The following is a 24,103-nucleotide window of genomic DNA, read 5'->3' as shown; positions in this document are numbered from 1 at the left end:
TATGTAAAATCGGGTTATCGAATCGGGGTATGTACAGTGACCAGTTTTGTACCATCCGGGAATGTCGCCTCGACCTGTATGTCCGGAATCATTTCAGGTACACCTTCCATCACATCTTCTCTTGTCAGAATGGTGGTACCGTATTGCATAAGCTGTGCCACTGTTCGTCCATCCCGCGCCCCTTCGAGAACTTCATAGGTAATGATGGCGATGGATTCAGGATAGTTAAGTTTTAAGCCTCTTTTTTGCCGGCGGCGCGCCAGGTCAGCAGCCACCACAACCATAAGCTTTTCCATTTCACGTGAGGTCAGTTTCATCTTTTTCATCCTTCCTTTTTTCCTGTAACCGGAGATTTCCATTCATAACGTAGACCGATTCTACATTTGCTCCTCGTGATTCAACATGAATACCAAAGCAGCCAAGACCAGCTGCTTTGGTGACCAATCATTCTATTTCCCTTTATCGCTTGTATTCCTTATACAGCTCAATAAATGGCCGAATGGTGATAAAAAGAGCGGCAAACACCAGCCAGCCAAATGCTAGATAAACCCAGCCCGTGAAAAAGGAGAGACTATAGATATACCCTGTCGAAAACATAATTCCCGGCCAAATGACGACAAGTACTAAACTTAACCCCAATGCCCAACGAGTGTACAGCTTCGTCTGTTTTTTTAACTCCAAATCATTCATCCCAAGTTCTCCTTTCTTGCCATACTATTACTTTCATCAAAACTCTTAAACTTGTCTTTTAACGACTCAAAATGAAATTCCTCAGAAGAGATGAGTGCATGCCCAATCGAAATCACTCCACTAATGACAAATACCGCCAGATTACCAAACAGCATCGGGTAGAGCCCACCCAGCGATTCAACGTTCACATGCCCTGCTGTTACATAAGCAGAAATAAGCCAAACTGTTACGCCGCCAATCATCCCCAACAATGCACCGTAAAAGGCTCCTGCATTTGTGGCCCGTTTCCAAACGAGCCCAAGTGTGACCGGTATAACGGCTGCACTAACAAAAATCCCCATTGCCATATAAACAAAGCCAAGACTGATACCTAAATAGAATAGTAGGATTGAAAAGATTCCCATCGATAATCCAAACCCTAATGTAACCAAACGGGAAACACGCAATAGTTTCTTACTGCCGGCATGTGGGTTGATCGAATGACGATAAATATCCGTAACGATAATATTCGTAACAGCTGTCAATTCTGCAGACCCCGCAGACGTAACTGCCATAAACAGCATGGTCAAAAACAGAACAGATCCAACCGACCCAAGGATGTGTGAGGCCATAATCGGTGCAACAGAATCAGGAGAAGAAACTGAAATTCCAAGACCGGCCGCACTAACACCCAAAATCGTAGCTACCGCAAAGGGAATCGAAAACCAGGAGATCCCTCCGTATATGTACGCTTTCGAAGCGGCTTTATCAGTACTAGCAATCGCCCGCTGCCAATAGGCTTGATCGACAAAAACGGTTCCGAAATTCCCAACAATATTAATAATCCCAAACAACAGCCCTGGAATAGATGCCATCGTCAGCATTTGCTTGGATTCCGGTAAGGCACGCAGCCCCTCATAGATATTAGAGATGCCAAATTTATAATAGACCGCAACCCCAAAGATCAATAGAACAACAAATAAGATCACCGTGTGCAAATAGTCCGCAATAAATGAAGCTTTTAGTCCGCCAATCATTGTATAAATCGTGAATGTAACAGGGATTAAAAAGGCTGCTACATATAAATTCATTCCTGTTAACTGATTTAACGTGATCGCGCCGCCGAGAATGATCATCGAGGTCACGATAATATTCGTCATCAGCGCAAATACGAGCATTAAGCGGTGATTTTTTTTATCAAAGCGCTGTGAAATAAACTCTAAAAACGTATGAGCGTTTGGTGCTTTTCTTTTTAAATGAACAGCAAGGATCGCAAATAATAAGATTTGGATCGTAGCACCAGCCGCATACCAAAATGGCCCGCTGATTCCATATTGATAACCAGTCGAGGATGACATCATGATCGTGGCAGCCCATGTCCATGCCGCTACGATTGAGGCGCTGGCCAAACCAACCCCTACACTTCTTCCAGCAGTGTTAAATTGTTCCGCCGTCATTTCTTTTCCTTTGCGTTTGGAATCCATGCGGTGAATAACAGCCGTTACTCCCGTAAACAAAACTCCAAAAATAATTAAAATAAGATACCCTGCACTTGGTGTTAACATGCTACCCCTCCACTTCCTAATATTACAAATATTTCTAGAAAGTTTCACCGCACAGTATTATTGTCAGAAAATTCTAGAACAGTTTTAAATATAGACACAATTTCTCTTTCTATCTACAATCACGTTAGATTTTCTGACATGGTTTTCGAGGTTAATCGGATTCTAGAACGACCTAATAGTCTTATGAATCAGTCTCAAACAGTTCACTTATACTGAGCGAAATATTAGTTATTCTAAAGTCGAAACTTATTTATTCACAATCTGACCTGACTCAAAAAAACAAAAACATTAAAAACAGAAAACTTTTCAGGCTTGTGCTTCTTCTTTTAAAACTATCTCCGCAACTGCTTTACAATGACCTAAGTGGTGATGCAGATATAATTAGATTTAGTAGAGTTTACCTTACAGAATGAGCACATCCTTATCATTTTATTTGTTCCTCCAAATCGAAAAATTCTTTAAACACCTGTTCTTCATTGGTCCTCACACGAGTCTCTAAAACACTACCGAAAGCTTAGACCTGATGAGTTGAAAAGACAGCACCAACAATATTCTCCTTCTATTTATTTTGCAAACTAGTACGAGTTGACTAATTTGAACTAGAACTTTTATAAGAAAATTGGTAACAAGTAATTATGATTTTTTAATGTACAACTTCAAATACCATCCCTAGGTGAAAGATGTAGGGGAAAAACTCTTAAATGAAAATGCCCGCGTGATGATTAATCATCACGCGGGCATCTTTAATTTAAAGGAGATGATTTACCGGACTAAACTGATGATGTTGAGATTTAATATCTTCACCATTCATTTGAACGTATTTTCGTACCATATTCATTGTCGAATGATCTAGAATACGTTGCAACGTAAATGCATCCCCTCCATTTAAAATAATAATTTTGCAAAAGTATGGCGAAATGTATGGGGAGAAACTCGAACATTTGTTATATTTCCTTTTATTCCGTATTGCTTTATTCTTGATCTTACCCAACTAGGTCAATTTCATCTCCATAATTTGATAAAAAGATGAAATCACTATTTTCAAATATACTGTTTTCTTTTATTAAAGTATTTAAAGCCTTCGCCGTTTTTTTGGATAAAGGGAGGATTCTGGCATGTCCGTTTTTTGCTAATGGTGCAGGAACTTTTATAATTTTTTGTTCGTAATCAAAGTCTTTCTTTTTCAATCCTAATGCTTCATTACATCTTATACCAGTATCTAAAAATAACAACATTAGCACATAATCACGGAAACCAGCATAGGTCCGTTGGTTTAGTTGTTTCAATAAATCGATGATTTGTTGTTTGGAAAATGCCTGTATTGTATATTCTTCCGTTTTCATTAATTTTACTCGTGCTGCCGGATTCGCTTGTATATATCCTTCATCCGTTAAGAATTTAAAAAAGCATTTTAATGTACGTAATCGAATGTTTACTGTAAAAGGTGACAGCCCCTTTTTATCCGTCTTATATTGACAGGATGCTTTGGTATGGTCATCCCAAAGTCTTTTTTCTTTTCTCATATAAAAGACATAATCTCGAATCAATTCTGTTGTGACTTCATCTGCAAATTCGACACGGGAATACTTTTGTTTTAAAAATGATAAAAAATACTTAAATGTCGCTCTGTGCTCTTTTAATGTCCGCGGTCGCAAGCCCTCCAACTCCTTCGCACGCAAAAACGTCTCAAAAAGAGCAATTAATGATTTTCCTGCCTTCGAAGTCTTACTCTCATTTTCAACGAATAATCGGTTTGATACCGTCTTTCTTCCGTTCCTCCTAGTTTGTTCAGCCACAAAAAAACCTCCTTCGCTCATTGGGAATTCCCAACATAGCAATAGAGGCTCCACAGTCTATATGATAGTACCCTACACAGTCTTATTGTAAAACAATTCTTCTAACCAAATTTATCCAAATGATTAAAAACGCTGATATATCAATACTTTTGGCGGGACTGCGTGGGAATCGAACCCACCAGACTCAGGTCTCAGGCAGTTTTGAAGTTAGAGGCAAGATATCTTTTTTGGTTCCATTCAGTTTTATGTAATGATGTAAAGTCTTGAATAAATACACTTTTTAAAATATCATAAATCATTTAGTTTTATCTATTTAAATATAATCTGTGACCAAAGGTGTGACCAGTTTTCTTATATTATTTAAAGGATTAAACAAGTAATTGAGGAGGTTTATTCAAACCTCTTCATCTACCATTTTTCACCCAAAGGTAGCTTTTTCATAATTTAACCAGTGACCTCAACCCTGTCAATTATGGATTTACTTTTAGGATTATAACAGTTTAATTAAATGATTGAGTTTTTGTTCGGACTAATCTTACACAATTTCATTTTTTATCCAATAATAACTACCTATACTTAAATATTTCCTCTGAATTCAGGCGTTTCACTTCATAAAAAAATACTTGAATGAATTTTTTGGTATTTACTCGAGTTTGAGTTGCTGGAATGGTTGTATTTTTTTGCAATTCCTTGATCCTTTGGTGGACGACGGTAAAATCAAAAAATTTTGAAGCATAATTTTCAAACTTTGGATTTGAAAAATCTGTTAAACCTAGAGACGCAAAATGATTTAACGAATGAGTAATCGCCCTGCGAATGCGTTGTTCGGAAGCTTTTATCTCTCGATTAATATCAACTTGTGCAGCTGATAGTCCAAGTTTTTTTTTCGATATTTGTACAAATATCTCTTTAAGGGTTGGAAAATGTTGTTCAAAAGTATGTGTAAGTTCATACTTAAATAAATATTGAAGAATTTCTAGTAAATCTTTATGCCCATTTTCTCCTACGATCCCTAATTCAGCCAACAGAAATTCCCCGACCTCTAGAATTCTTTTTTCATTTAAAATATTGGATTTGTCCACTTTTGGCTGATTCAAATTTAATAAACTATTTAAGGAGGTTTGGATAACATTAATCGATCTTTCTAAATTGATCCGTTCCATTACTTTTCTAATAACTGTTAATACTTCAATCCGATTAATTGGTTTGCTAATATAATAATCGATCCCGAGAGAGAAAGCTTCACCAATTAGTTCTTTTGATTCAACTTGTGAAATCATGATAACTTTTCCAGAAAACTCATCTTTTATATGACGAATTGTTTCAATACCATCGCGGATTGGCATTAATAAATCAATAAATAAAATATCAATTTGTTTTAAATTCAAAATGTGTCCTTCTAATAGGCAGCCATCTTCCGCTTCCTCCACCACTTCTCCCAGATCTTCGTCTTCAATTATTTGGTTTAAGATTGAACGTATAGCACTATCATCATCCGTTATAAAAAACCGCATGGAACCACCCTTATCCTTTCTGTATCAAATTAATAATTGGTAACTCGATCGAAAAAACAACGCCGTTGCTATGATTATTCTGGAATAGGATCTCTCCTCCAAGGTCTTTCACTACTTCTTTTACATATGAAAGTCCAATCCCTGTTGAAGGTGTTCCTAAATGATCATACTTCGAAGTAAATCCAGGCTGAAAGATAGCATCCTCATATTTTTCAGGGATGCCAGGTCCAGTATCAGCAACTTGAAATACAACAGTATCACTAAGCTCACGCAGACTTAAACGAACGCTTCCCTTTTCTATAATTGCTTCCACTGCATTCGCTACTAAATTATTGATAAGAGATAACACTGTATAAACATGATAATTGGGATGGTTCCCTTCCACGGAATATAAAAATTTAATCTCTTTTCCTAATGAGTCGGCATATTTTTCATTGATTTGTATAATTAGTTGAATTAATTCAGCAGCATTCATATAGTCTTGAAAACTCTCATTCGTAATTAATTTTGAGAGCCCTGCAAAAATGCGTTGATTATCTTTTTTAACTTCATGAATTTCACCCGCAATACGTAATAACTTTTGACTAAACTGCTGGTTTAATACTTGATGTCGTTGTTCCTGTTCTTTTAAATTGCGATATAAATGATAAGATTCCTTTGTTATATTCTCTATATTTTTTAATGTTTTTTTTAAATAAACCTTTTCCTCATATAAATTGGAAATAAGCATGAACATGTGTTCATTTTGTTTTCTAATTTGTCTTTCCCTCTTCTGTACTTCATACAGTTTCATCATATTGAAAAAGCTGAGAACAATAAAACTGTGGGTGAACGCGATCATGATGATCTCACTTAGTTTCGTGAAGGTTATCGTTGTTTCTAATACGAAATATTGAATCATTAGTTCAACCATGTCGGACAAAATTTCGATTAAAAGGCCAATAAATCCGATCATTAAGGGTCTATTTTGAAAGCGGTTGGTTTTCACTAAAAAAAAGAGCAAAGAATAAGTGAAATAATAGAAAAAACTGGGATATTGGGCTTGGAAGGAGGATGTCCAGTCAAAATTCTCCTGCTCAATAAGGTCTAAAAGAATGCGAAAATGAACAACCGCTGTTCCTGTTAAAAAACCCGGTAAAACTGCTGGTGTTTTCTGCAGCAGTAACAAAAAAAAGAAAAATGCCGGGGCACCTAAGCTTACTCGAAATGTTTCATTTAATGGATAAAACTTTATTTCACCTGCCAGTGGAACGGTTATTACCATTAGAACAAGAATATACACGTCTTTTTTAACTATAGTACTTAGGTTCAAGGAGCCACCTCCCTAGTTTTATTTGAAATCAGTATACAGTCTCATCGACCTCAATACAACGCTAAAATGAATTATTAGAAATCTCTTACTAATTGGACTCATCTTATTTTTGAAATATATATTTTAGTTTTTTTGTAGTTTTCCGTCAGATTATATAGTTCCAATCATAAATTAAAGATACGTTTTTATGGAAATATTCTGAAAGCGCTTAAAAGTATTCCATTTTTATGTCTTTATACCAGTTCTGTAGAAGGTATTAAAGGCAGGAAGTTTTCATTCAAAAAAATAAGAGAGGTGAAAGGATATGGTTGAAGGGATGATTAAAGACCAAAACGATAAGCTTTATAGCCAAAGGAGTGCTTTCTTAGATGAATGGGTTGCACATTATAGATCCTATGCTACTAAAGGGAAAACCGCCAATTATATTCCTGCTTTAAGAACGAAAAACGTATCGCATTTAGGCATTTGCATCATAAACCCGGATGGAACAGCAATAAAGTCAGGGGATTATGAAGTTTCTTTCACATTGCAAAGTATATCAAAAGTGCTTAGTTTTATAGCCGCATGCTTGAGCTATGGAATTTCTTATGTTTTAGAGAAAGTTGATGTAGAACCAACTGGGGATGCCTTTAATTCCATTATTCGTTTAGAAATGCATAAGACGGGAAAGCCGTTTAACCCAATGATTAATGCTGGAGCGATTACCATAGCTTCACTCCTGCCAGGAGAAACTTCACACCAAAAATTAGAAGTTCTTTATAAATTAATCGAAAAATTGATAGGCAAACGCCCGGCAATTAATAAGGAAGTGTATCAATCAGAGTGGAAAACATCTTACCGAAATAGAGCTTTAGCTTATTATTTAAAGGAAACGGATTATTTAGAATCGGATGTAGAGGCAGCTTTAGAGGTTTACATGAAACAATGTTCGATAGAAGTAACCACAGAAGACATAGCCTTGATTGGACTGATTCTTGCACATGATGGATATCATCCTATTCGGCAAGAACAAGTCCTGCCCAAAAATGTAGCTAAATTAGCCAAAGCCTTAATGCTTACTTGCGGAATGTACAATGCTTCGGGTAAATTTGCGGCATTTGTCGGGTTGCCAGCAAAAAGTGGTGTATCTGGGGGCATTATGGCACTAGTTCCTCCAAACGTCAGAAGTGAACTGCCTTTTCAAGATGGATGCGGTATTGGTATATATGGACCAGCTATTGATGAATATGGGAATAGCCTAACAGGGGTTATGCTATTGAAACATTTAGCACAAGAATGGGATCTAAGTATTTTCTAATAAGCATATGCAGAAACTTTGCTTCTGCCAAGTAATAAAAGGAAGACTCTAAGTCGCTAGATCTTTATATTTTGATATCAAACTACTAAACTTTTACTGGAGTGATGAACATGCAACAATTACTACATGCCATTATTAGCTTTTCAAATGATTTTCTATGGTCAAAGTTATTGATTATTATGCTAGTTATATTCGGTCTTTATTTCACATTTAAATCGAAATTTGTACAATTTCGAATGTTGAAAGAAATGGTCCGTGTTTTAATGGAAGGGAGAGCTGGTTCTAAAGAAAGCATTTCCCCATTTCAAGCATTCTGTGTTGGAATGGCAGCACGGGTTGGAACAGGTAATATTACAGGAATTGCCATTGCGATTGCCTTAGGCGGTCCTGGAGCGGTATTTTGGATGTGGATTATTTCGATTATTAGCTCAGCTTCCAGCTTTATTGAAAGTACGTTAGCACAAGTATATAAAGTAAAAGATAAACACGGGTTCCGCGGCGGCCCATCCTATTATATGGAAAAAGGATTAAACAAACGTTGGATGGGAGTATTATTCTCCATTTTAATTACGCTTTCTTTTGGTCTTGTATTCAATTCTGTCCAATCAAATACCGTTACATTTGCTTTTGAAAATGCATTTGGTACAGATCGTTTAACTGTAGGGATTATCATGGCACTAGTTTTCGCTGCGATCATCTTTGGCGGTGTGAAGAGTATTGCAAAACTGGCTGAATACAAGGTTATGCTTTTAGCTGTGTTATACCTTGGTATTGCATTGTTCGTCATAGCTGCAAACATAACAAAAGTTCCGGAAATTCTTACTCTAATTGTGAAAAACGCGTTTGGCTTTGAACAAATGGCAGGTGGTTCACTTGGAGCTGCTCTGATGAATGGAGTTAAACGCGGCTTATTCTCGAATGAAGCTGGTATGGGAAGTGCGCCAAACGTTGCCGCAACAGCAACAACAAGTCATCCGGTCAAACAAGGACTTATTCAAGCTTTTGGCGTATTAACTGATACACTGATTATCTGTACAAGCACAGCATTTATTATTTTACTTTCTGATGCTTACAAACAACCAGGGCTAAATGGTATTGCACTTACACAAGCAGCATTAAGTGAACATATCGGATCATGGGCATCCGGCTGTCTTGCCATCTTTATTTTACTATTCGGATTCGGTGCGTTAATTGGTAACTATTATTACGGGGAAACAAACATTCGCTTTTTACATACAAGTAAAGTATGGTTGATGCTCTACCGAATTAGTGTATTCGCCATGATTATATTCGGTTCAGTTGCAAAGATTCAACTTGTATGGGATTTAGCAGATTTATTTATGGGCTTCATGGTGATTGTAAACCTAATTGCCATTCTTCTATTATCAAAAGTGGCATTTAGTGCATTAAACGATTACATGAAACAGAAAAAGGATGGTAAAGATCCGGTATTTTATAAAGATACGATTAAGAATCATGAGAACATTGAATGTTGGGAACTCTCTCAAGTTGGTTCAACCTTAGAAAAGGAAAAGGCCATATAATCATAAGACGTTTAAACACATTATGGTCTGAATATCTTTAGATTTTTTCTGATAGAATCCTACGTATTTATCTAAAACAAATCCACTACTTTGACATTTAAGTAGTGGATTTTCTAGTATCATGATAAGGTTCTTAAACAGCAGCTGAAGCAAAACAAGGATCATTAAAATAAATAATCTCGGAAAGAATCTTGCATCCTTTCATATTCTTGAAAGCTTCCCTTGCCTCTTTTTCTGTAGTAAATTCGAACATTGACGTATTTCCGTTTGAATAGAGAGTGATGATCCACATTTAAAAATTCCTCCAATAAAAGATTACTGTTCCTCTTTTTCATTGACTGATAGATAACTTCTAATACTGTAGCTTTAATTTATAATAGGACCTACACAATCATACAGAAGATTACACTTTTATGTTAATTCAAGGGCTAGGATGTTAGTTAAAAAAGAGGCTAGTTCTTTATTTTTCTTTCTATATGATTAATCGTTTTCATATTTTCTTTTAATCAATCGAGTAAGTTTTCGTGCACGATATTCTATGTTTCTATAAACCTTTTCGCATTATATCCAGCCCCGGTAACGCGAACCTTCAGCCGGTTTTCTTATTCCAACCATATACGCTGCTAAACGCATATCAACTTTACGGGTCTGTGATGTTTGATAAATTTCTTCAAAGGAAGCGACCATTACGTTTCTCAGTTTTTCAGCAACCTCATCCTCTGACCAATAATATCCTTGATTGTTTTGAACCCATTCAAAGTAAGAAACGGTGACACCACCTGTACTTGCCAGTATGTCGGGTACAAGGAGGACTCCTCTTTCATCCAAAATTTTTGTCGCTTCAAGGGATGTTGGTCCATTGGCTGCCTCCACCACAATCGCTGCTTTAATACGACCAGCATTTTCTGCTGTAATTTGGTTTGAAATGGCAGCTGGTACAAGAATGTCACATTCTTTTTCAAGCAATTCTTGATTCGTAATGACATTAGTAAATAAATTTGTTATTGTACCGTAACTATCGCGTCGTTCAAGTAAATAATCAATATCAAGTCCTTCTGGATCATATAGAGCACCATATGCATCTGAAATACCAATCACCTTTGCTCCGGCGTCATGCATGAATTTAGCCAAAAAGCTTCCTGCATTTCCAAAGCCTTGAATGACGATTCGTGCACCTTGCAATTCAATGTTTCTTTTCTTTACAGCTTCTTCAATACAAATTGTTACGCCGCGAGCTGTTGCTGTTTCACGACCTAGTGATCCCCCTAATACAACCGGCTTACCCGTAATAAAACCAGGAGAATCAAATTCACGAAGACGACTGTACTCATCCATCATCCACGCCATGATTTGAGAATTTGTATACACATCGGGTGCCGGAATGTCTTTTGTCGGGCCGACAATTTGGCTGATTGCACGAACATATCCTCGACTTAATCTCTCCAGTTCCCTAAACGACATGGTTCGCGGGTCACAAATAATACCACCTTTTCCACCGCCGTAAGGGAGATTTGCAATCCCGCACTTTAGACTCATCCAAATCGATAACGCTTTTACCTCAGCCTCATTGACTTCAGGATGAAAACGCACTCCACCTTTTGTCGGACCTACTGCATCATTATGTTGTGAGCGGTAACCGGTAAATATTTTAATAGACCCGTCATCCATTCGTACTGGGATACGTACCGTGATCGTTCTAAGTGGTTCTTTTAGCAGCTCATATACATCATCGGTATACCCTAATTTTTGAACCGCCTCTTTTATGATCAACTGAGTTGAACTTAATAAATCTATTGTTTCACTTTGCTTTTCACCTGGCTTTTGGATTTGTTCACTATTAACAAGTACTGTCATTTTTCTTTGCACCTCTTAGTCTATAAAATGGTTAATTTGAACCCAATCATCTATTAGAATTCTTTCATGCTGAAGTATGAAATTTGGGAAATCCCACCTCCTGAATTCTAAAAATGAAATGAACAAAAAAGTATTTGAAGCCTTGTTTTCACCTGGTCTACTCACGTTAACTCTTCACTATAATCCAAAATATTAAACGCTTTCACATTTTCTTTATTAAAAACGTAGCTTTACTTTATAATAGGAACTACATAATGATACGGAAAAATACAAAAATAAGATGACTTTTTTTTAAAAAAGACTCCCTTTAATTTCGATTTAAATAAATACTTTTGTCCTAAAACCGGTTGCCTATTTTTACGGAATCTTAAACATATAGTTTGAAGAGGTTGCGTTGTTCCGTTTAGTTGGCGGGACGTGTGGGAATCAACCCCACTAGATCTGGCACGCAGGTCTCAAGTAGTTTTCAACTTACAGGGGGTTTATAAAGGTATTTATCGTTTAATAACCGTTTTAAAAAATATTTTTAAGACTTTACTGACAATATAAGTTCAAGTAAATAAGTATAGAAATATGTTAATAATGGTATACCTTTTTAAACACTACAAAACAAAAAAACAGCAGCTTTCTGCTGTTTTTATATAAAATGTAGTTAAAAAGCCCGTTATATGAAAAGAATAGTTCAATTATTTCTGTACTCCAAAAACAAATTAATTAAACGTTCTGTTAAGTGGAATTATAATTAGATTTAGTTTTTGCTCAAAAAAGTGGAAAAACCTATTCAACCAACCGAAATGGCTAGGAACTACCGAAAGATGGTCGACTAGTGCGGCTTACCTTATATAAGATTCCATGATTTGAGACATACCCATGCTACTTTATTATTACAGCAAGGAGTACATCCAAAAGTGGTTTCTGAAAGGCTGGGTCATTCAACAATAGGATTCACTATGGATACCTATATGCACGTTTTACCCAACATGCAAAAAGAAGCCGCCCACCAATTTGAGCAGCTTCTAAAATAAATTAATAAAAAAGTGACTTTGTGACCAATTGGTGACCAAGGACATTACTATTATACTTAACTATACTAAAAATTCCCCTTATTAACTTCATTAAAAATCCTCAAAAACCCTTATATATCTAGGTTGGCGGGACTGCGTGGGAAACGAACCCACCAGACCTGGCACGCAGGTCTCAGGCAGTTTTGAAGTTTGCTAGCATCTGTTTTTCTAGTACCTTGTTGTAGCCTAAAGTACTGATAAATCAAGGTTTCTTTCTTTTTGATGTTTCCTTGTGATTTCTAATTTTAAAAATTTGGGCACCAAGCATGGCACCAAAAGCACCTAATATTCTTCCATATCGCATCAAAAAAAGATCTTAATAAAATCCATAATAAAAGGCCCTGCATAATTTACAGAGCCACTACTTCATTTATTTTTAATACCACACAAAAAATTCACGTGACTTTTATCAATGTAATATCTATGTTATAAACTTTAAAAACAATCGTGATGGCTACCATCCGGCGCACCCAAAAAAAGCAGGGAAACTGCAGGCCCATCATTTTCTTGATTATTGATGATTCCGGCTGCCAAAAGGATCAATCAACGAAGAAAATGGAAGCTTTAGACTTTCAATTCTCCCACACCGAAGGGAAATGTGTATGGTCACACTGCCTCGTGACGGCCCATGTTGTAGCTGATGGGTATTTCTTCGCATATGATTTCCGTCCTTATTTCAGACAGGAGTATTGCGAGGAACATCACTGGTCTTTAAAAGCAAGAACGACCTGGCGTTAGAATTAATTCAGGGATTCCCCCGACAACCGTGAGGAACAGGTTTATGTCCTAATGGACGGCTGGTATACTAGCAAAAAATTGGTAGACGCCTGTAATGCAAAGGTTTTCATACGCATGCCTTTTTTGGGGCTTCAATAAAAATTTGCAAGAGTCTAGTTACTTTACTCACTTGGGTTTTTATGGAAAATTTAATCTTTGAAGTGTTAAGAAGGATATCTCACCACTACATGTAACACGGCCTCTTCATCACCGATATTCTTATAAAGATGTTTGCTCGCAGCTTCAAACTTAATGGAATCAAACTGTTTGAGTTGGTATACCCTCTCCTCTACTTTAAAGCTGATATTTCCCCTCATTACCGTCACAAATTCCATTGCTCCTTTATGATGCGGCTCCGGCGAGTACATGGCTTGCAGTCCAAGAAATGCTCGATATATTTCCATTGTTGGTCCATCTGTATTCCGAAAAACTGTCTCTACTCTCCATGTTTGGTCTGGCCCATAAATCATAAAGCCCTCTCCACATCTCGAAAGATCGACATGATCGTCCATTACTAAAATTCTTGTTAAAGGGATCGATAACCCTTCTGTAATTTTCCATACAACTCCTAATGTGGGATTCGTTTCTCCCCTTTCAATCTTTCCTAACGTGAGCTTGCTAACACCTGTTTTTTCGGCAAGCTCCTCGAGGCTCAATTTTTGTTCGCTTCTAATTTTCCGAAGCAGCCCGCCCATTTGTTGAATTAATTTTCTTGTTTGATCATCTTCTAATCCCATCATTCGGTCCTCCATATTTTTTGTATATTTTTATATACATTTTATCAGTTTTAATATATTATACTATACTGTAGCTTGTTTTAGGAGTGAGTACTTTGTGGAAGAAGAATATTGTTGAATTTCCCCGATTATTATCGATTGGAAATATTTCAAATGGTTTTGTGGCCTGGCTATTCGGCGCAACTGGACCATTACTGATTGTTTTACAAGCAGCTTCGAAAGGCCACCTATCTGATTCAGCGATTACATCCTGGATCTTTGCTATTTATGGAATTGGGGGATTGCTATCGATTGGTCTCTCCTTTTATTACCGCCAGCCGATTGGATATGCTTTTTCAATTCCTGGTGCAATTCTTGTCGGAGCATCCTTATCTCATTACACATTTAGCCAGGTAGTTGGTGCCTATCTCGTGACAGGCATCGTCATTTTTCTTTTAGGAATATCTGGAATGATCGATAAATTAATGAAGGTCCTTCCTATGCCAGTCATGATGGGAATGGTTTCCGGCGTCCTTCTTCCTTTTGGTACAGATATGTTTCGTTCTGTTCTCGACAATCCCTTGTTAAATGGAATTCCTTTTCTAGTATTTCTTGTTCTTTCTTTTTTCGGAAAGCTGTCAAAAAAATTCCCCCCCATTGTTGGGGCTATTCTCACATCTATTGTTTTATTAAAAGTATTACCAGGAATTCAAGTTCATGGTGTATCATTTTCTTTGGCGGTACCGCACGTGGTCTTTCCTTCCTTTAATCTATCTGTGATGGGAGAACTGGTTATTCCGTTAGTGCTTACGGTCATCGCAATACAAAATGCTCAAGGAATTGCTGTTCTGGAGAGTGCGAATTATCTCCCGCCCATTAATTCTATGACGAGTTGGAGCGGGATTGGATCGATTCTCAATGGATTTATGGGCGGCCATTCTGCTTGTATTGCCGGTCCAATGACTGCCTTATTAGCAAGTAAAGAATCTGGATTGAAAGAAAATCGTTATGCCGCTGCAATCGTATTAGGAATTTTGTCATGTTTATTAGCTGTTTTTGCACCAATGGCGGCAGCCGTTCCCCATTTGATTCCCTCCTCATTAATTAAAATGCTGGGCGGGCTGGCCATGATTAATGTCCTGATTGACTCTTTGAAGACGAGCTTTTCAGGGCGTTTTAAAACAGGTGCTTTATTTTCATTTTTGATTACGATTTCTGGAATTTCTCTCTTTCATATCGGGGCACCTTTTTGGGGATTGGTTGGAGGAACCTTAGCTTCCTTCTTCTTAGATCGAACAGATTTAAAACCTTCTGCTTCACAGGATCAAACAACTCAATCGGTTTAATAGTCACAAAAAATGGCTTGGAGTTTCCTCCAAGCCATTTACCATTATTCCCCTTTTGTTATATCTGCCAAAATTTCATGAGAACGAAGGCGGGCTTGGTGATCATACACCTGGGTAATCGCCATAATTTCATCAGCCCCGCTTTCCTCTAGCCCTTGCTGCCGGACCAAGTCGAAGTACGCAGAACCATGACCTTCTATATATTTAACTTTAGCTACCAAACTAGTATCCTGAGTAATAATTTCATCCTGCAGCTGCTTCCTATCCATTAATGGCAACATGGTAACAGACTTCCCCTTATATTTGATTACGTCAAATACGACGTAACTTAAAATGTCATTTTCTATATTGTTTCTCTTTGATTGGAACCGGCTCATCATACCTTCAAAATCCGGTTTTCCGTCTGGAGCAGTAACTATAATTTCTCCATCTAACACCGTTCCGTCCGGAATATCTATATTTAAAAGTTCTGGAAACTTGTTTGTAACCTCATTTTTGTGTCTGGTATATAGCCTTACCTTATTATCAAACTTTGAGCAAAAAACCTTCCCCTGACAGGAAGGTAAACGTTTCAAAAAATCCCCTTTAATCGTCCTTCTACGCTTCATTTCTTGTCCCCTAATGTAGGGAACGGCATGACAATAAAAAAAAACAGTCCCGAGTGGGGACTGCTGTCTTTAATTTTTAATATCTCCGTCATCTCCAACAACAGAGTCATCGCTGTCAGGATAAGTCCAATCTAAATACATTAATTGAATCTCTCGACCACCAATTAGACTGACATCAATGGTCATTGTAAAAGTTTCATTAAATGCAATGGGTTCGTTATATAACTGGACTAGTGATTTAGCAATTTTCGCTCCGTTTTTATCAAACACATCATAATAAAGAGAAAAACTCGATATTTTTTTCCCACTAGTATTTTTCATTGTATATGTTTTTTTATAGGTCGAATCTGTTTTTGTCACTTCAACTTTTGCATCGTCAACCATTTTCCAAAGCAAGTCACCCATCGTGTCATCTTCATGTTGTTGTTTTCGCTGTTCATCTTTAATTTTTTGTTGTGTTACAAATTTGGTCAATTCTTCTGTCTTGGCTTGTGTTTCTTTCTTTGCTTGTTTTATTTCTTTCTTTTCCTCTGCAATGGTTTTTTCCTTTTCCTCTAGAGATGCTGTCAATTTTTGATTTTTAATTCCTTCATAAATCCCAACAGCAAGAAAAAAGATTGAAACAATGATAAGTCCAATAGTCAATATGTTTTTCAAATGCTACTCCCCCTATTGTTTTAAATATTCTGTCAATTAAGATTCTAACAGGTTCCTATCGCTAAGACAAATAAAGCTCGTCTAGGCACGCTGTGGAGTCCAGAATGACTTTCTGGAATGTAAATAACCCTCAAGATTCAAACAAAAAATCCGTCTTCACCACGTCCGTACAAACAGGCATGCCTTTTGGTTAAATATGAATTATCATAAACTTGGTATCTATCATAACTTGGGCAGCATCTTCACCAGAAATGTCGGCTCGCGTTCCCCGACAAAATTTAAGATATTAATAGCATGAAACTTCTCCGTTCTCATGGCTGATTTAACGACAAAAGCTGACTTGAACTCCTTCACTCAAAGGTTTTCTTGTTATCATTTTTAAATAAAAACCAATGCACCCCGCCGCTGACCAAATCGTCAGCAATTTCTTTTTTCTGGCCGATATGATGGCAGGCAAAGATGGATCCTAAGCGCTCTTTCCTTTCCTGGACAGCAATCCTTGCCATCAATTCAGCTAAGCCAAGATTATCTTTTAAATAGGTTTGAGGTTCGTTGAAGACGATAAAGGCTCCGTTATCTTGGTCTTCAATCGTCATTAATAGTCGCGCCATAAGGACATCGAGGGTAATCCAATGTACTAAGGTCTTAACGGCTACATGGGATAAAATACAATCAGGTACTCGGATAATAATGGTTTTCCCTTCTCACATCTAATTTTCAAATGACATTTCTTGCTTAGGAGGCTGAGCAAAAATAGAGAAAAGCGTTTCGTCTCCCAGGAAGGCATCCAATCGGTTTAATATCACACTTGCCTTCCCGGCCAGTGCCTTTTGACCGTCACGGACCACTTTATCCTTGCTGGATATTTCCCTTTGGCATTTGTCTTAACCTCAGTCTCGATAACAGTCGTATATTTATCAAGTTCATCAGCTAACCTGTGCTGCCCTTCCTGTCGTAATTCTTCCACTCTTTGCACCCGTAATACTTCGTCCTCCAGTAACTGCTGCATGAGTTAAAGTGAGCCCTTGCAAGCTTTAGCAAAGGTCCTGAGGACTTTACGGCTCTGCCCCATGTCATCGATGGCCATAAACTGTATTAGCTCATTAGCAAAGAGATCAGCACCTTTTCTGCCTAACTTAGCCATCACTCCAGTTAGATCCAGCGGTGGCAAAAACTTCTCGTTGGATAAATCAAGGTCCACAACCTTATCAGGTGGAATGCTGTCTCGAATACCATTTGCCATCCCTGCTTACGAAAGAGTTGATATTACTCAACTTCTAGGATTTTTATTTTTGTTTGCTTTGTAGAATAATGTATTATCCTCCAATTTGTTGGGGGAGGTTTTGGGGGAAGTTTCAAGGAAAAATATTAAGTGGACAGGCGCATTTTATTTGCACGGTCAGACAGCCAGTAAGGAGACTTATTTAATAATAGGACACATGTGTTTAATAAATTTTTGAGGTCACATAGGTCATAATGAATGACCTCGAAATTAACAATAAAAGAGCAAAGATCCATAAAGATTTTATTATTACAGGGAAATATTTTTTATGGACGATAATTGGATAAAAATGATTTAGCAAAAAGGCAATGGAAATTAACCCTAAGAAATACAGATGTTAATGCAGAATGTTTACATCATGCCGCCCATTCAACTTGAATTTAAATAGTAAAAAATAATAATAAAAAAGCTACTCAAATGGTTATTTATAAGGTTCTTAATAAAACTTTTTTAATTAATATCTAAAAATTTTGCGGACAAACTTGCGGACAAAATACAGTGATACAATTAGTGATGACATTGAACACGATAAAAGTTCCATAAACATTCTTTTAAGAAACGAGAAACCCTTTGGGTTTCTCGTCACTCTGAACAAGAGGCCATAAGCTTCTTGTTTTTTTCTTATTTTCTTTGTTTAGACAAACAAATCCCTTCTCTTTGTATCGTACTCGAGAAGGGATCTATTTTAAGCAGTCTTTATTTACTGCAAACTTATTTTTTCAGTATTTTTCTATGAAAGATTATTTGCTTGTTAGTGCGTTATAAATGTTTGCTTCACCAGAACCGAACAATGGATCTTGTCCTGGTTTTCCTAAGTCCACAGCCGTTTGACGAAGAGATGCTTGCACTTGTGCAGGTGTATACTCAGGATGCGCTGCTTTAATGACACCTGCAATACCGGCAACCTTAGGAGCCGCCATGGAAGTACCATGTAAGAGCGCATACCCTCTCAAGTTAGACGTTACGTTTGGAGCTAAGTAAGTCGGCCAAGTAGAAAGTGTACGATACATGAAATCACGCTTACTCAATATCTCCGCTGTTGGAAAATCACGGTATAAGGTAGGATTTTCACGAAATAACGCGTCATACACTGGACCGTTATCTCCGCCAGGTCCCGCTACATCAATCACGCTTCCGTAGTTTGAATAGAACGCAATCGAATCATTTGACCATTTGTTTGATGAAGAAACGGTTACAACACCAGGAATTTGCGCAGGTGCTACACGAGAAGGACCTTTAATATCTAGACCGTATTTCGCCCAGTAGGACTGCATATCCTGCAAACTATTCAAGTCGCGAGAGTCGTTTCCTGCAGACACTACAACCGTCACACCCTTTTTCGTTGCGTACTGCAAGGCACGGTGGTACGCAACCATAGATGCAGATTCACCTTTTTCATCCAAGTTATTTGCTATCCAACGCCATCCGCCAAGACTCATGTTGATAACAGCTACACCATCATTAGCAGCTGCTACGATTGCGTCTGTAATCCAAGATTCCTCTGCACCACCAGTTGCTCCGAATACACGGTAGGAACGTACCTTCAGGTTTGGCCCCACCCCGAACACCTTACCATTCCCTGCAATGGAACCAGCAACGTGTGTACCATGACCGTTTTGGTCCCACGCATCCTTTGTTCCTGGAACGAATGTTTTACTTCCGGCTAAATCAGCATTTTCTTTTAGGTCTGGGTGGTTAAAGTCCAACCCTGTATCGATAATTCCAACTACTGTATCATGATTTCCTTTATTAATATCAAATGATTTAAAATCATTTGTAACGCGTTTCACGTCCCATTGGTACTCATGATAGTTTTGATTTGGATTGTTCCAATCCGGTTGTGGGATCGTCGTGATCGGCATTCCGTCTGCCGGATTCGGATCATCTTCTAAATATACTTCTAATTCTTTCTCCGCAGCTTGTACATTAGTATCTTGTTTTATAGAAGATAGAAACGCTGGATCAGAAGAAGCCGCTTCTAAAATTCCAATTTCTTTAATAACGCGTTCTACTTTACCACCTGCCTTAGTTACAGTTTCTGAGAAATTAGATGGAAGATTTCCTTTGTAAGCAATTAAATAACGAGTCGTTTCCTCAGAAGCTCTTGCTTTGTCTGTATTGAGCCCCGTAAACAAAGAGAATGTGAGTGCTGAACATACTGATAACATGGCAACTTTCTTTTTCAATCTTTACCCCTCCTAGAGATGAATTATAATATCGGTAAGATTGATTTTATCGGAAAATTAATTAAATTCATATAAAAAATTCAACGAAAATATTTAAAATATTCAGTCTGAATTGGTTGTTGACAAACTAAATAGTCGTACTCCAAGTGCTTCCTCCCGATTTTTTAAAATTTTAAAGACACTTTAATTAATAACCCACTGATTTACCAGGCTTCTTAACGTTTTATGTAAACAGGATAAAATACTATTATATATGTTTTGTGATTAAAAATATGAAGCTTGCCAAATGCCATTAGAACGGTTTCTCGAATTATTGCCGCCAAAAAAACCGAAATTTTATTTAGAAATAAAAGCCCACGAAGAAATGGTTGAATCGAAGCCATAATAAATAGAGTGAAGTCCCTACTATTTTCTTATGAGATATCAGGGACTTCTTATTGGCTTGTTTTATTAACTGTGAAATTCAATACGGTGCAGCCAAGCGCTTGTTAAACTAAACCAGCTAATAGGTTGTCAATTTCTTTCTATAAAACATTAAATTTTTATATGCATACAGTTTTAAGGCATACTCAATAACCATCCAGATACCTTGTGGGAGGTTTTTTCCTTATGTGGTAAAAATATTTTCTAAACTATATCAAGGAAGTTCTCTTTTCTTTTCAATATAGCCTAAATTCAGTGGAGAAGTTTGTTAATACAAGCCACCATCGCAAATTTTGAAGGTTTTCCTTCTAGTCGTTTCTTGTCAAAAAACTCTCTAAGCTTTTTATTTCTAGAACTTCATATTCCATATAAAGCAGCTAAGATTAGCTATGCTGTAGCCTACTAGTTCCTCGCTTAGTTATCCGATTCGTGGTGGCTGTCAATTTTCCAGATGAGTAGCCACTCAAATCAATACCAGCGATGGCGACAGAAGACAGTTGGTTCGTACACTTAGCACTTATACAAGGAGAAAATCGATTGGTTAGAACCTGTTGAAGACGAATGTCATAATTAATTGTAAAACAAAGGCATCGAGTCTATTGATTCAATGCGTTATTTGTTTTAGAATGAACGGCTTTTATAACTTTGTGAAGAAATGTACTTAAACTAATCTGCCCCGTTAGCACAAGAAGAAAGCCGCCAAAAATGGCAGCTGGAACTTCAACTCTTGCACCCTATAGTTTAAGTCTAGAATTTCACAATTTATCTTTTGACAAACTATTTTCATTCCCGACCAATACAAACGCATGAAGTAAATAAACATACTTAGAATTTCAATCAAATATGGAAATCGTGAGGCTCTTAACGGGAAAAACCATTATTGGTAAAAAAAAGCTACAGACAATTGAACTGCAGCTTTTTATCTAAAAATCATCCTTATCAATCATATTACTAGAGAGAAAATACTAACGATTATTTGTAAATGTCCTCTTCAGCACACTTTTTATAATTCTTGGATGCATCAGGGTGGTAGTCGGGCGAAGAAGGTGCATCACCTTAATAAAAGAGTTATAGATCTCTTTATTTTCAGATGATAAAAGAAAAATCTTTTTCGCATACCATTGCTGAATAGAAAGACCTGCGGGCTTTTTCCCAATAGTGTCCGGATAACGAAAATCTTCTGTAATTACCATATTCCAAATAGGGGAAATGATTTTCACAGCCTGTTGATGAAAAGTTTCAATCATTTTTTGATTTGTGTGCTTTTGGTTCACAAGCAATTTTTTTAATTCTAGCGCTTCTAAGATTGCAATACTCATACCTTGCCCAAAAAAAGGATCGATTCGGCATATCGTATCCCCAATCATCAAAAGACCGTTTGGAATATTATTCACCTTATCAAATCTTCTCCAAGTGATATTTGGTACACGGAAGGTAGAGGTGCTGGATAATGCAGTGGCATCCTTTAGTTCTTGATAGATGTCCAGTCTTGGCAATTTTTTAGCTATTTCGATAAAGCCGTTGTCACTTTTCAGTATTTCTTTTTCGTTTATTTCGTTATGATATCCCATAAACGTGACTAAATAACGATTTCCCTCTACCTTCGAAATGCCTCCGCCGATTTTTTCAAAGGGTGGGGTTGGATATACGAGTTTAATAGACCAGTCCCTGTTTTGGTTGTCAGGGAGTTGAAGAGTTTTTGTATAATAACTTAAGTCAATTTTAACTTTCTCCTCTGGAATATGTACATCTCGTTTGTTTAGCCATCTTGAGGAAAGACTTCTTACTCCGCTTGCATCTACAATCAGGTCCGCATTTATGGTTCTTATGGAGTCGCTGCCATTGATTATTTCGACTCCAGTAATCCGATTTTCTATTTCATTATATAAAAAGTTTTGAACGTTTTGGATGTACTGGATTGATACGTTTGGGATACTTTTTATATATTGTTCGATATGCCATTCTAGATGCGGGCGTGTTTGAAGAATCGTTGTGTAGTCTCCTTCATAACGGAGTTTCCAAACCCCATGGTGAAACCATGCAATGTCTTGGGTGGAATTGATTTTAACAGCTCCACTTACGTTAAACCTCTCAGTAATACCAGGAAACAGCTCTTCGAGACCATTAGCTCCTGCAAAAAGTAGTGCATGGATATGCTCACCTTGTGGTGCACCTTTTCTCGGATAAGGTCCATGTGTTTCTGAATCACGTTCTAAAATAATTACCTCCTGGAAATGATCAGAGAGTACACGTGCAGCCAATTTTCCAGATATACCTGCGCCAATAATAACAGCTTTTTCCATTCCCAACAAATCATTGCAACTCCTATCAATATTAAATACTTAATAAAAATAGTATACTATCCGCATAGAAGATATTGGAATAAAATTTTAGGCTGTTAGTTCTTATTGATTAGAAAGATAGTTACCTTATTTTGAATTATGCAAAATAATTTGCATTACATGCCCACTTAAATGATGATCCGTTTTAAACCTCTTCTTCAACTCTTGCACCCATTAGCTTAAGTGCATTTTTTCACAATCTTAGCTTTAATGCAGGAATGCTGCCCCATTTGTTAAATAAGGAATTCAACAAAAAAGGTGGTTAACCCTTCCTGGATCAACGCACCCGATGGTTTTGAAGAAGAGACCACTCCAACAATATGCATAAACAGCAATTAGTTATTTACGATTTTAATTTCTTTTATTGGATAATAAACAACATTTGTTGTCCCTATTACCTTTTCCATTGGTATCACTCCAATATCACGGCTGTCTTTGCTTTGCCTTCTGTTATCTCCCATTACAAACAAACTATCTTTAGGGACAGTATCACTACCTACAGCGGTCTCCTTTAAAGTGAAAGAGTATGTTAAAGTTCCATCATTAAGTCTTTTCTTATATTTTTCTAAATAAGGTTCGTTGTATGCCTTCCCATTTATATATAAAACATCATTTTTATACTCAATACTGTCACCTGGGAGTCCTATTACACGTTTTATGTAATCCCTACCGTCTGGGGCGTGAAACACAACAATATCAAATCTTTTCGGTTCCCCAATTTTGGTTACAACCATACGGTCCTTGTCCTGGAGAGTGGGGTTCATTGATTCACCGTCAACAACAATGGGGGTAAAGAAAAAAGAGCGAATAATAAATGCTATAACAAGAGCACCCAATATTGATTTAACCCATTCAAACGTTTCATTTTTCTTCTTTGTCATTTCTCATCCTCCCTTAATATTCATCTGAATTCATATCCTCATTTTACCATATTTGTTTGGGTATATATTATTTTTCTTAAGCTATCCTGCCCCGTTACTAGCATAAGAAAAAGCTGCCTAATCGACAGCTCCAGTTGATCGCAAAATAACCATTAACTTTAACAATGTATTGGAAATTGTATGGTATATCCATTCTGATGAAATTGTCTATACAAATCCAGGAAAACCACCCATACCCATTCCAGGGAAACCACCCATACCCATTCCAGG

22 protein-coding genes and 2 pseudogenes are annotated in these 24,103 nt (G+C 37.1%); 5 read left to right on the top strand and 19 right to left on the bottom strand.

Annotated features, from left to right (window positions below):
- Positions 1-14: 14 nt before the first annotated feature.
- The 7 genes from ACIFOT_RS13235 to ACIFOT_RS13205 form a co-directional block, all read right to left on the bottom strand.
- On the bottom strand, positions 15-317 hold the full coding sequence (locus ACIFOT_RS13235; protein WP_289982940.1) for an urease subunit gamma: 303 nt from the start codon (positions 315-317) through the stop codon (positions 15-17).
- Complete coding sequence (locus ACIFOT_RS13230; RefSeq protein ID WP_430065158.1) at positions 298-444, bottom strand: hypothetical protein; 147 nt, start codon at positions 442-444, stop codon at positions 298-300. The genes ACIFOT_RS13235 and ACIFOT_RS13230 overlap by 20 nt, the downstream gene beginning before the upstream one ends.
- Before the next feature lie 15 nt (positions 445-459).
- Positions 460-690 (bottom strand): hypothetical protein, encoded by a 231-nt coding sequence (locus ACIFOT_RS13225; protein ID WP_335714976.1) that lies wholly within the window; start codon positions 688-690, stop codon positions 460-462.
- Positions 687-2,234 (bottom strand): sodium:solute symporter family protein, encoded by a 1,548-nt coding sequence (locus ACIFOT_RS13220; protein WP_289982168.1) that lies wholly within the window; start codon positions 2,232-2,234, stop codon positions 687-689. Before ACIFOT_RS13220 ends, ACIFOT_RS13225 begins: the two co-directional genes overlap by 4 nt.
- A 983-nt stretch (positions 2,235-3,217) precedes the next feature.
- Positions 3,218-4,030, bottom strand: a complete 813-nt coding sequence (locus tag ACIFOT_RS13215) for a tyrosine-type recombinase/integrase (RefSeq protein WP_430065155.1) — start codon at positions 4,028-4,030, stop codon at positions 3,218-3,220.
- 566 nt (positions 4,031-4,596) lie between these two features.
- Positions 4,597-5,544 (bottom strand): response regulator, encoded by a 948-nt coding sequence (locus ACIFOT_RS13210; protein ID WP_430065153.1) that lies wholly within the window; start codon positions 5,542-5,544, stop codon positions 4,597-4,599.
- 10 nt (positions 5,545-5,554) lie between these two features.
- Positions 5,555-6,808 carry an ATP-binding protein gene (locus ACIFOT_RS13205; RefSeq protein WP_430065214.1) on the bottom strand — a complete coding sequence of 418 codons (1,254 nt, stop codon included), beginning with the start codon at positions 6,806-6,808 and terminating at the stop codon, positions 5,555-5,557.
- Positions 6,809-7,172: 364 nt separating this feature from the next.
- Between ACIFOT_RS13205 and ACIFOT_RS13200 the strand changes: the two genes are divergently transcribed.
- Together ACIFOT_RS13200 and ACIFOT_RS13195 are read left to right on the top strand one after the other, a co-directional pair.
- Positions 7,173-8,153 carry a glutaminase gene (locus ACIFOT_RS13200; RefSeq protein WP_430065212.1) on the top strand — a complete coding sequence of 327 codons (981 nt, stop codon included), beginning with the start codon at positions 7,173-7,175 and terminating at the stop codon, positions 8,151-8,153.
- A gap of 110 nt (positions 8,154-8,263) precedes the next feature.
- On the top strand, positions 8,264-9,697 hold the full coding sequence (locus tag ACIFOT_RS13195; protein WP_430065151.1) for an alanine/glycine:cation symporter family protein: 1,434 nt from the start codon (positions 8,264-8,266) through the stop codon (positions 9,695-9,697).
- 133 nt (positions 9,698-9,830) lie between these two features.
- Here the strand turns inward: ACIFOT_RS13195 and ACIFOT_RS13190 are convergent, their stop codons facing one another.
- Together ACIFOT_RS13190 and ACIFOT_RS13185 are read right to left on the bottom strand one after the other, a co-directional pair.
- Entirely contained in the window at positions 9,831-9,989 is a 159-nt protein-coding gene (locus ACIFOT_RS13190; protein ID WP_430065149.1) for a hypothetical protein, read from the bottom strand.
- Positions 9,990-10,258: 269 nt separating this feature from the next.
- Complete coding sequence (locus ACIFOT_RS13185) at positions 10,259-11,551, bottom strand: Glu/Leu/Phe/Val family dehydrogenase (RefSeq protein WP_430065147.1); 1,293 nt, start codon at positions 11,549-11,551, stop codon at positions 10,259-10,261.
- Positions 11,552-12,375: 824 nt separating this feature from the next.
- On the opposite strand from ACIFOT_RS13185, the pseudogene ACIFOT_RS13180 reads away from it, so the two are divergent.
- Positions 12,376-12,576 (top strand): annotated as a pseudogene (locus tag ACIFOT_RS13180) (tyrosine-type recombinase/integrase); the annotation flags it as partial.
- Between the two features lie 546 nt (positions 12,577-13,122).
- Complete coding sequence (locus ACIFOT_RS13175) at positions 13,123-13,353, top strand: hypothetical protein (RefSeq protein WP_430065146.1); 231 nt, start codon at positions 13,123-13,125, stop codon at positions 13,351-13,353.
- 203 nt (positions 13,354-13,556) lie between these two features.
- On the opposite strand, the gene ACIFOT_RS13170 is transcribed toward ACIFOT_RS13175, so the two are convergent.
- Positions 13,557-14,129, bottom strand: a complete 573-nt coding sequence (locus tag ACIFOT_RS13170) for a helix-turn-helix domain-containing protein (protein ID WP_430065210.1) — start codon at positions 14,127-14,129, stop codon at positions 13,557-13,559.
- Positions 14,130-14,224: 95 nt separating this feature from the next.
- On the opposite strand from ACIFOT_RS13170, the gene ACIFOT_RS13165 reads away from it, so the two are divergent.
- A complete protein-coding gene (locus ACIFOT_RS13165; RefSeq protein ID WP_377914324.1) occupies positions 14,225-15,454 on the top strand; it encodes a benzoate/H(+) symporter BenE family transporter in 1,230 nt (409 codons plus the stop codon).
- 44 nt (positions 15,455-15,498) lie between these two features.
- Here the strand turns inward: ACIFOT_RS13165 and ACIFOT_RS13160 are convergent, their stop codons facing one another.
- From ACIFOT_RS13160 to lepB, 9 genes and pseudogenes are all read right to left on the bottom strand, one after another.
- A complete protein-coding gene (locus tag ACIFOT_RS13160; protein WP_430065144.1) occupies positions 15,499-16,062 on the bottom strand; it encodes a hypothetical protein in 564 nt (187 codons plus the stop codon).
- A 69-nt stretch (positions 16,063-16,131) separates the two neighbouring features.
- A complete protein-coding gene (locus tag ACIFOT_RS13155) occupies positions 16,132-16,719 on the bottom strand; it encodes a hypothetical protein (protein WP_430065142.1) in 588 nt (195 codons plus the stop codon).
- A gap of 350 nt (positions 16,720-17,069) precedes the next feature.
- Entirely contained in the window at positions 17,070-17,315 is a 246-nt protein-coding gene (locus ACIFOT_RS13150; protein ID WP_430065140.1) for a hypothetical protein, read from the bottom strand.
- 206 nt (positions 17,316-17,521) lie between these two features.
- Positions 17,522-17,728, bottom strand: coding sequence for a hypothetical protein (locus tag ACIFOT_RS13145; protein ID WP_430065138.1), 207 nt, complete (start codon positions 17,726-17,728; stop codon positions 17,522-17,524).
- Positions 17,729-17,731: 3 nt separating this feature from the next.
- Complete coding sequence (locus ACIFOT_RS13140) at positions 17,732-17,962, bottom strand: hypothetical protein (protein WP_430065136.1); 231 nt, start codon at positions 17,960-17,962, stop codon at positions 17,732-17,734.
- 779 nt (positions 17,963-18,741) lie between these two features.
- The gene (locus ACIFOT_RS13135; protein ID WP_430065134.1) at positions 18,742-20,187 is read right to left on the bottom strand and encodes a S8 family serine peptidase; all 1,446 of its coding nucleotides are present in this window, start codon (positions 20,185-20,187) and stop codon (positions 18,742-18,744) included.
- 675 nt (positions 20,188-20,862) lie between these two features.
- Positions 20,863-21,098, bottom strand: a pseudogene (locus ACIFOT_RS13130) (transposase); the annotation flags it as partial.
- Between the two features lie 477 nt (positions 21,099-21,575).
- Complete coding sequence (locus tag ACIFOT_RS13125) at positions 21,576-22,913, bottom strand: FAD-dependent oxidoreductase (protein WP_430065208.1); 1,338 nt, start codon at positions 22,911-22,913, stop codon at positions 21,576-21,578.
- A gap of 374 nt (positions 22,914-23,287) precedes the next feature.
- Positions 23,288-23,833 carry a signal peptidase I gene (gene lepB / locus ACIFOT_RS13120; RefSeq protein WP_430065132.1) on the bottom strand — a complete coding sequence of 182 codons (546 nt, stop codon included), beginning with the start codon at positions 23,831-23,833 and terminating at the stop codon, positions 23,288-23,290.
- Positions 23,834-24,103 lie beyond the last annotated feature (270 nt).

Source organism: Neobacillus sp. NRS-1170 (genome assembly GCF_050468025.1).
This window is presented reverse-complemented; position numbering and strand designations above follow the sequence as displayed.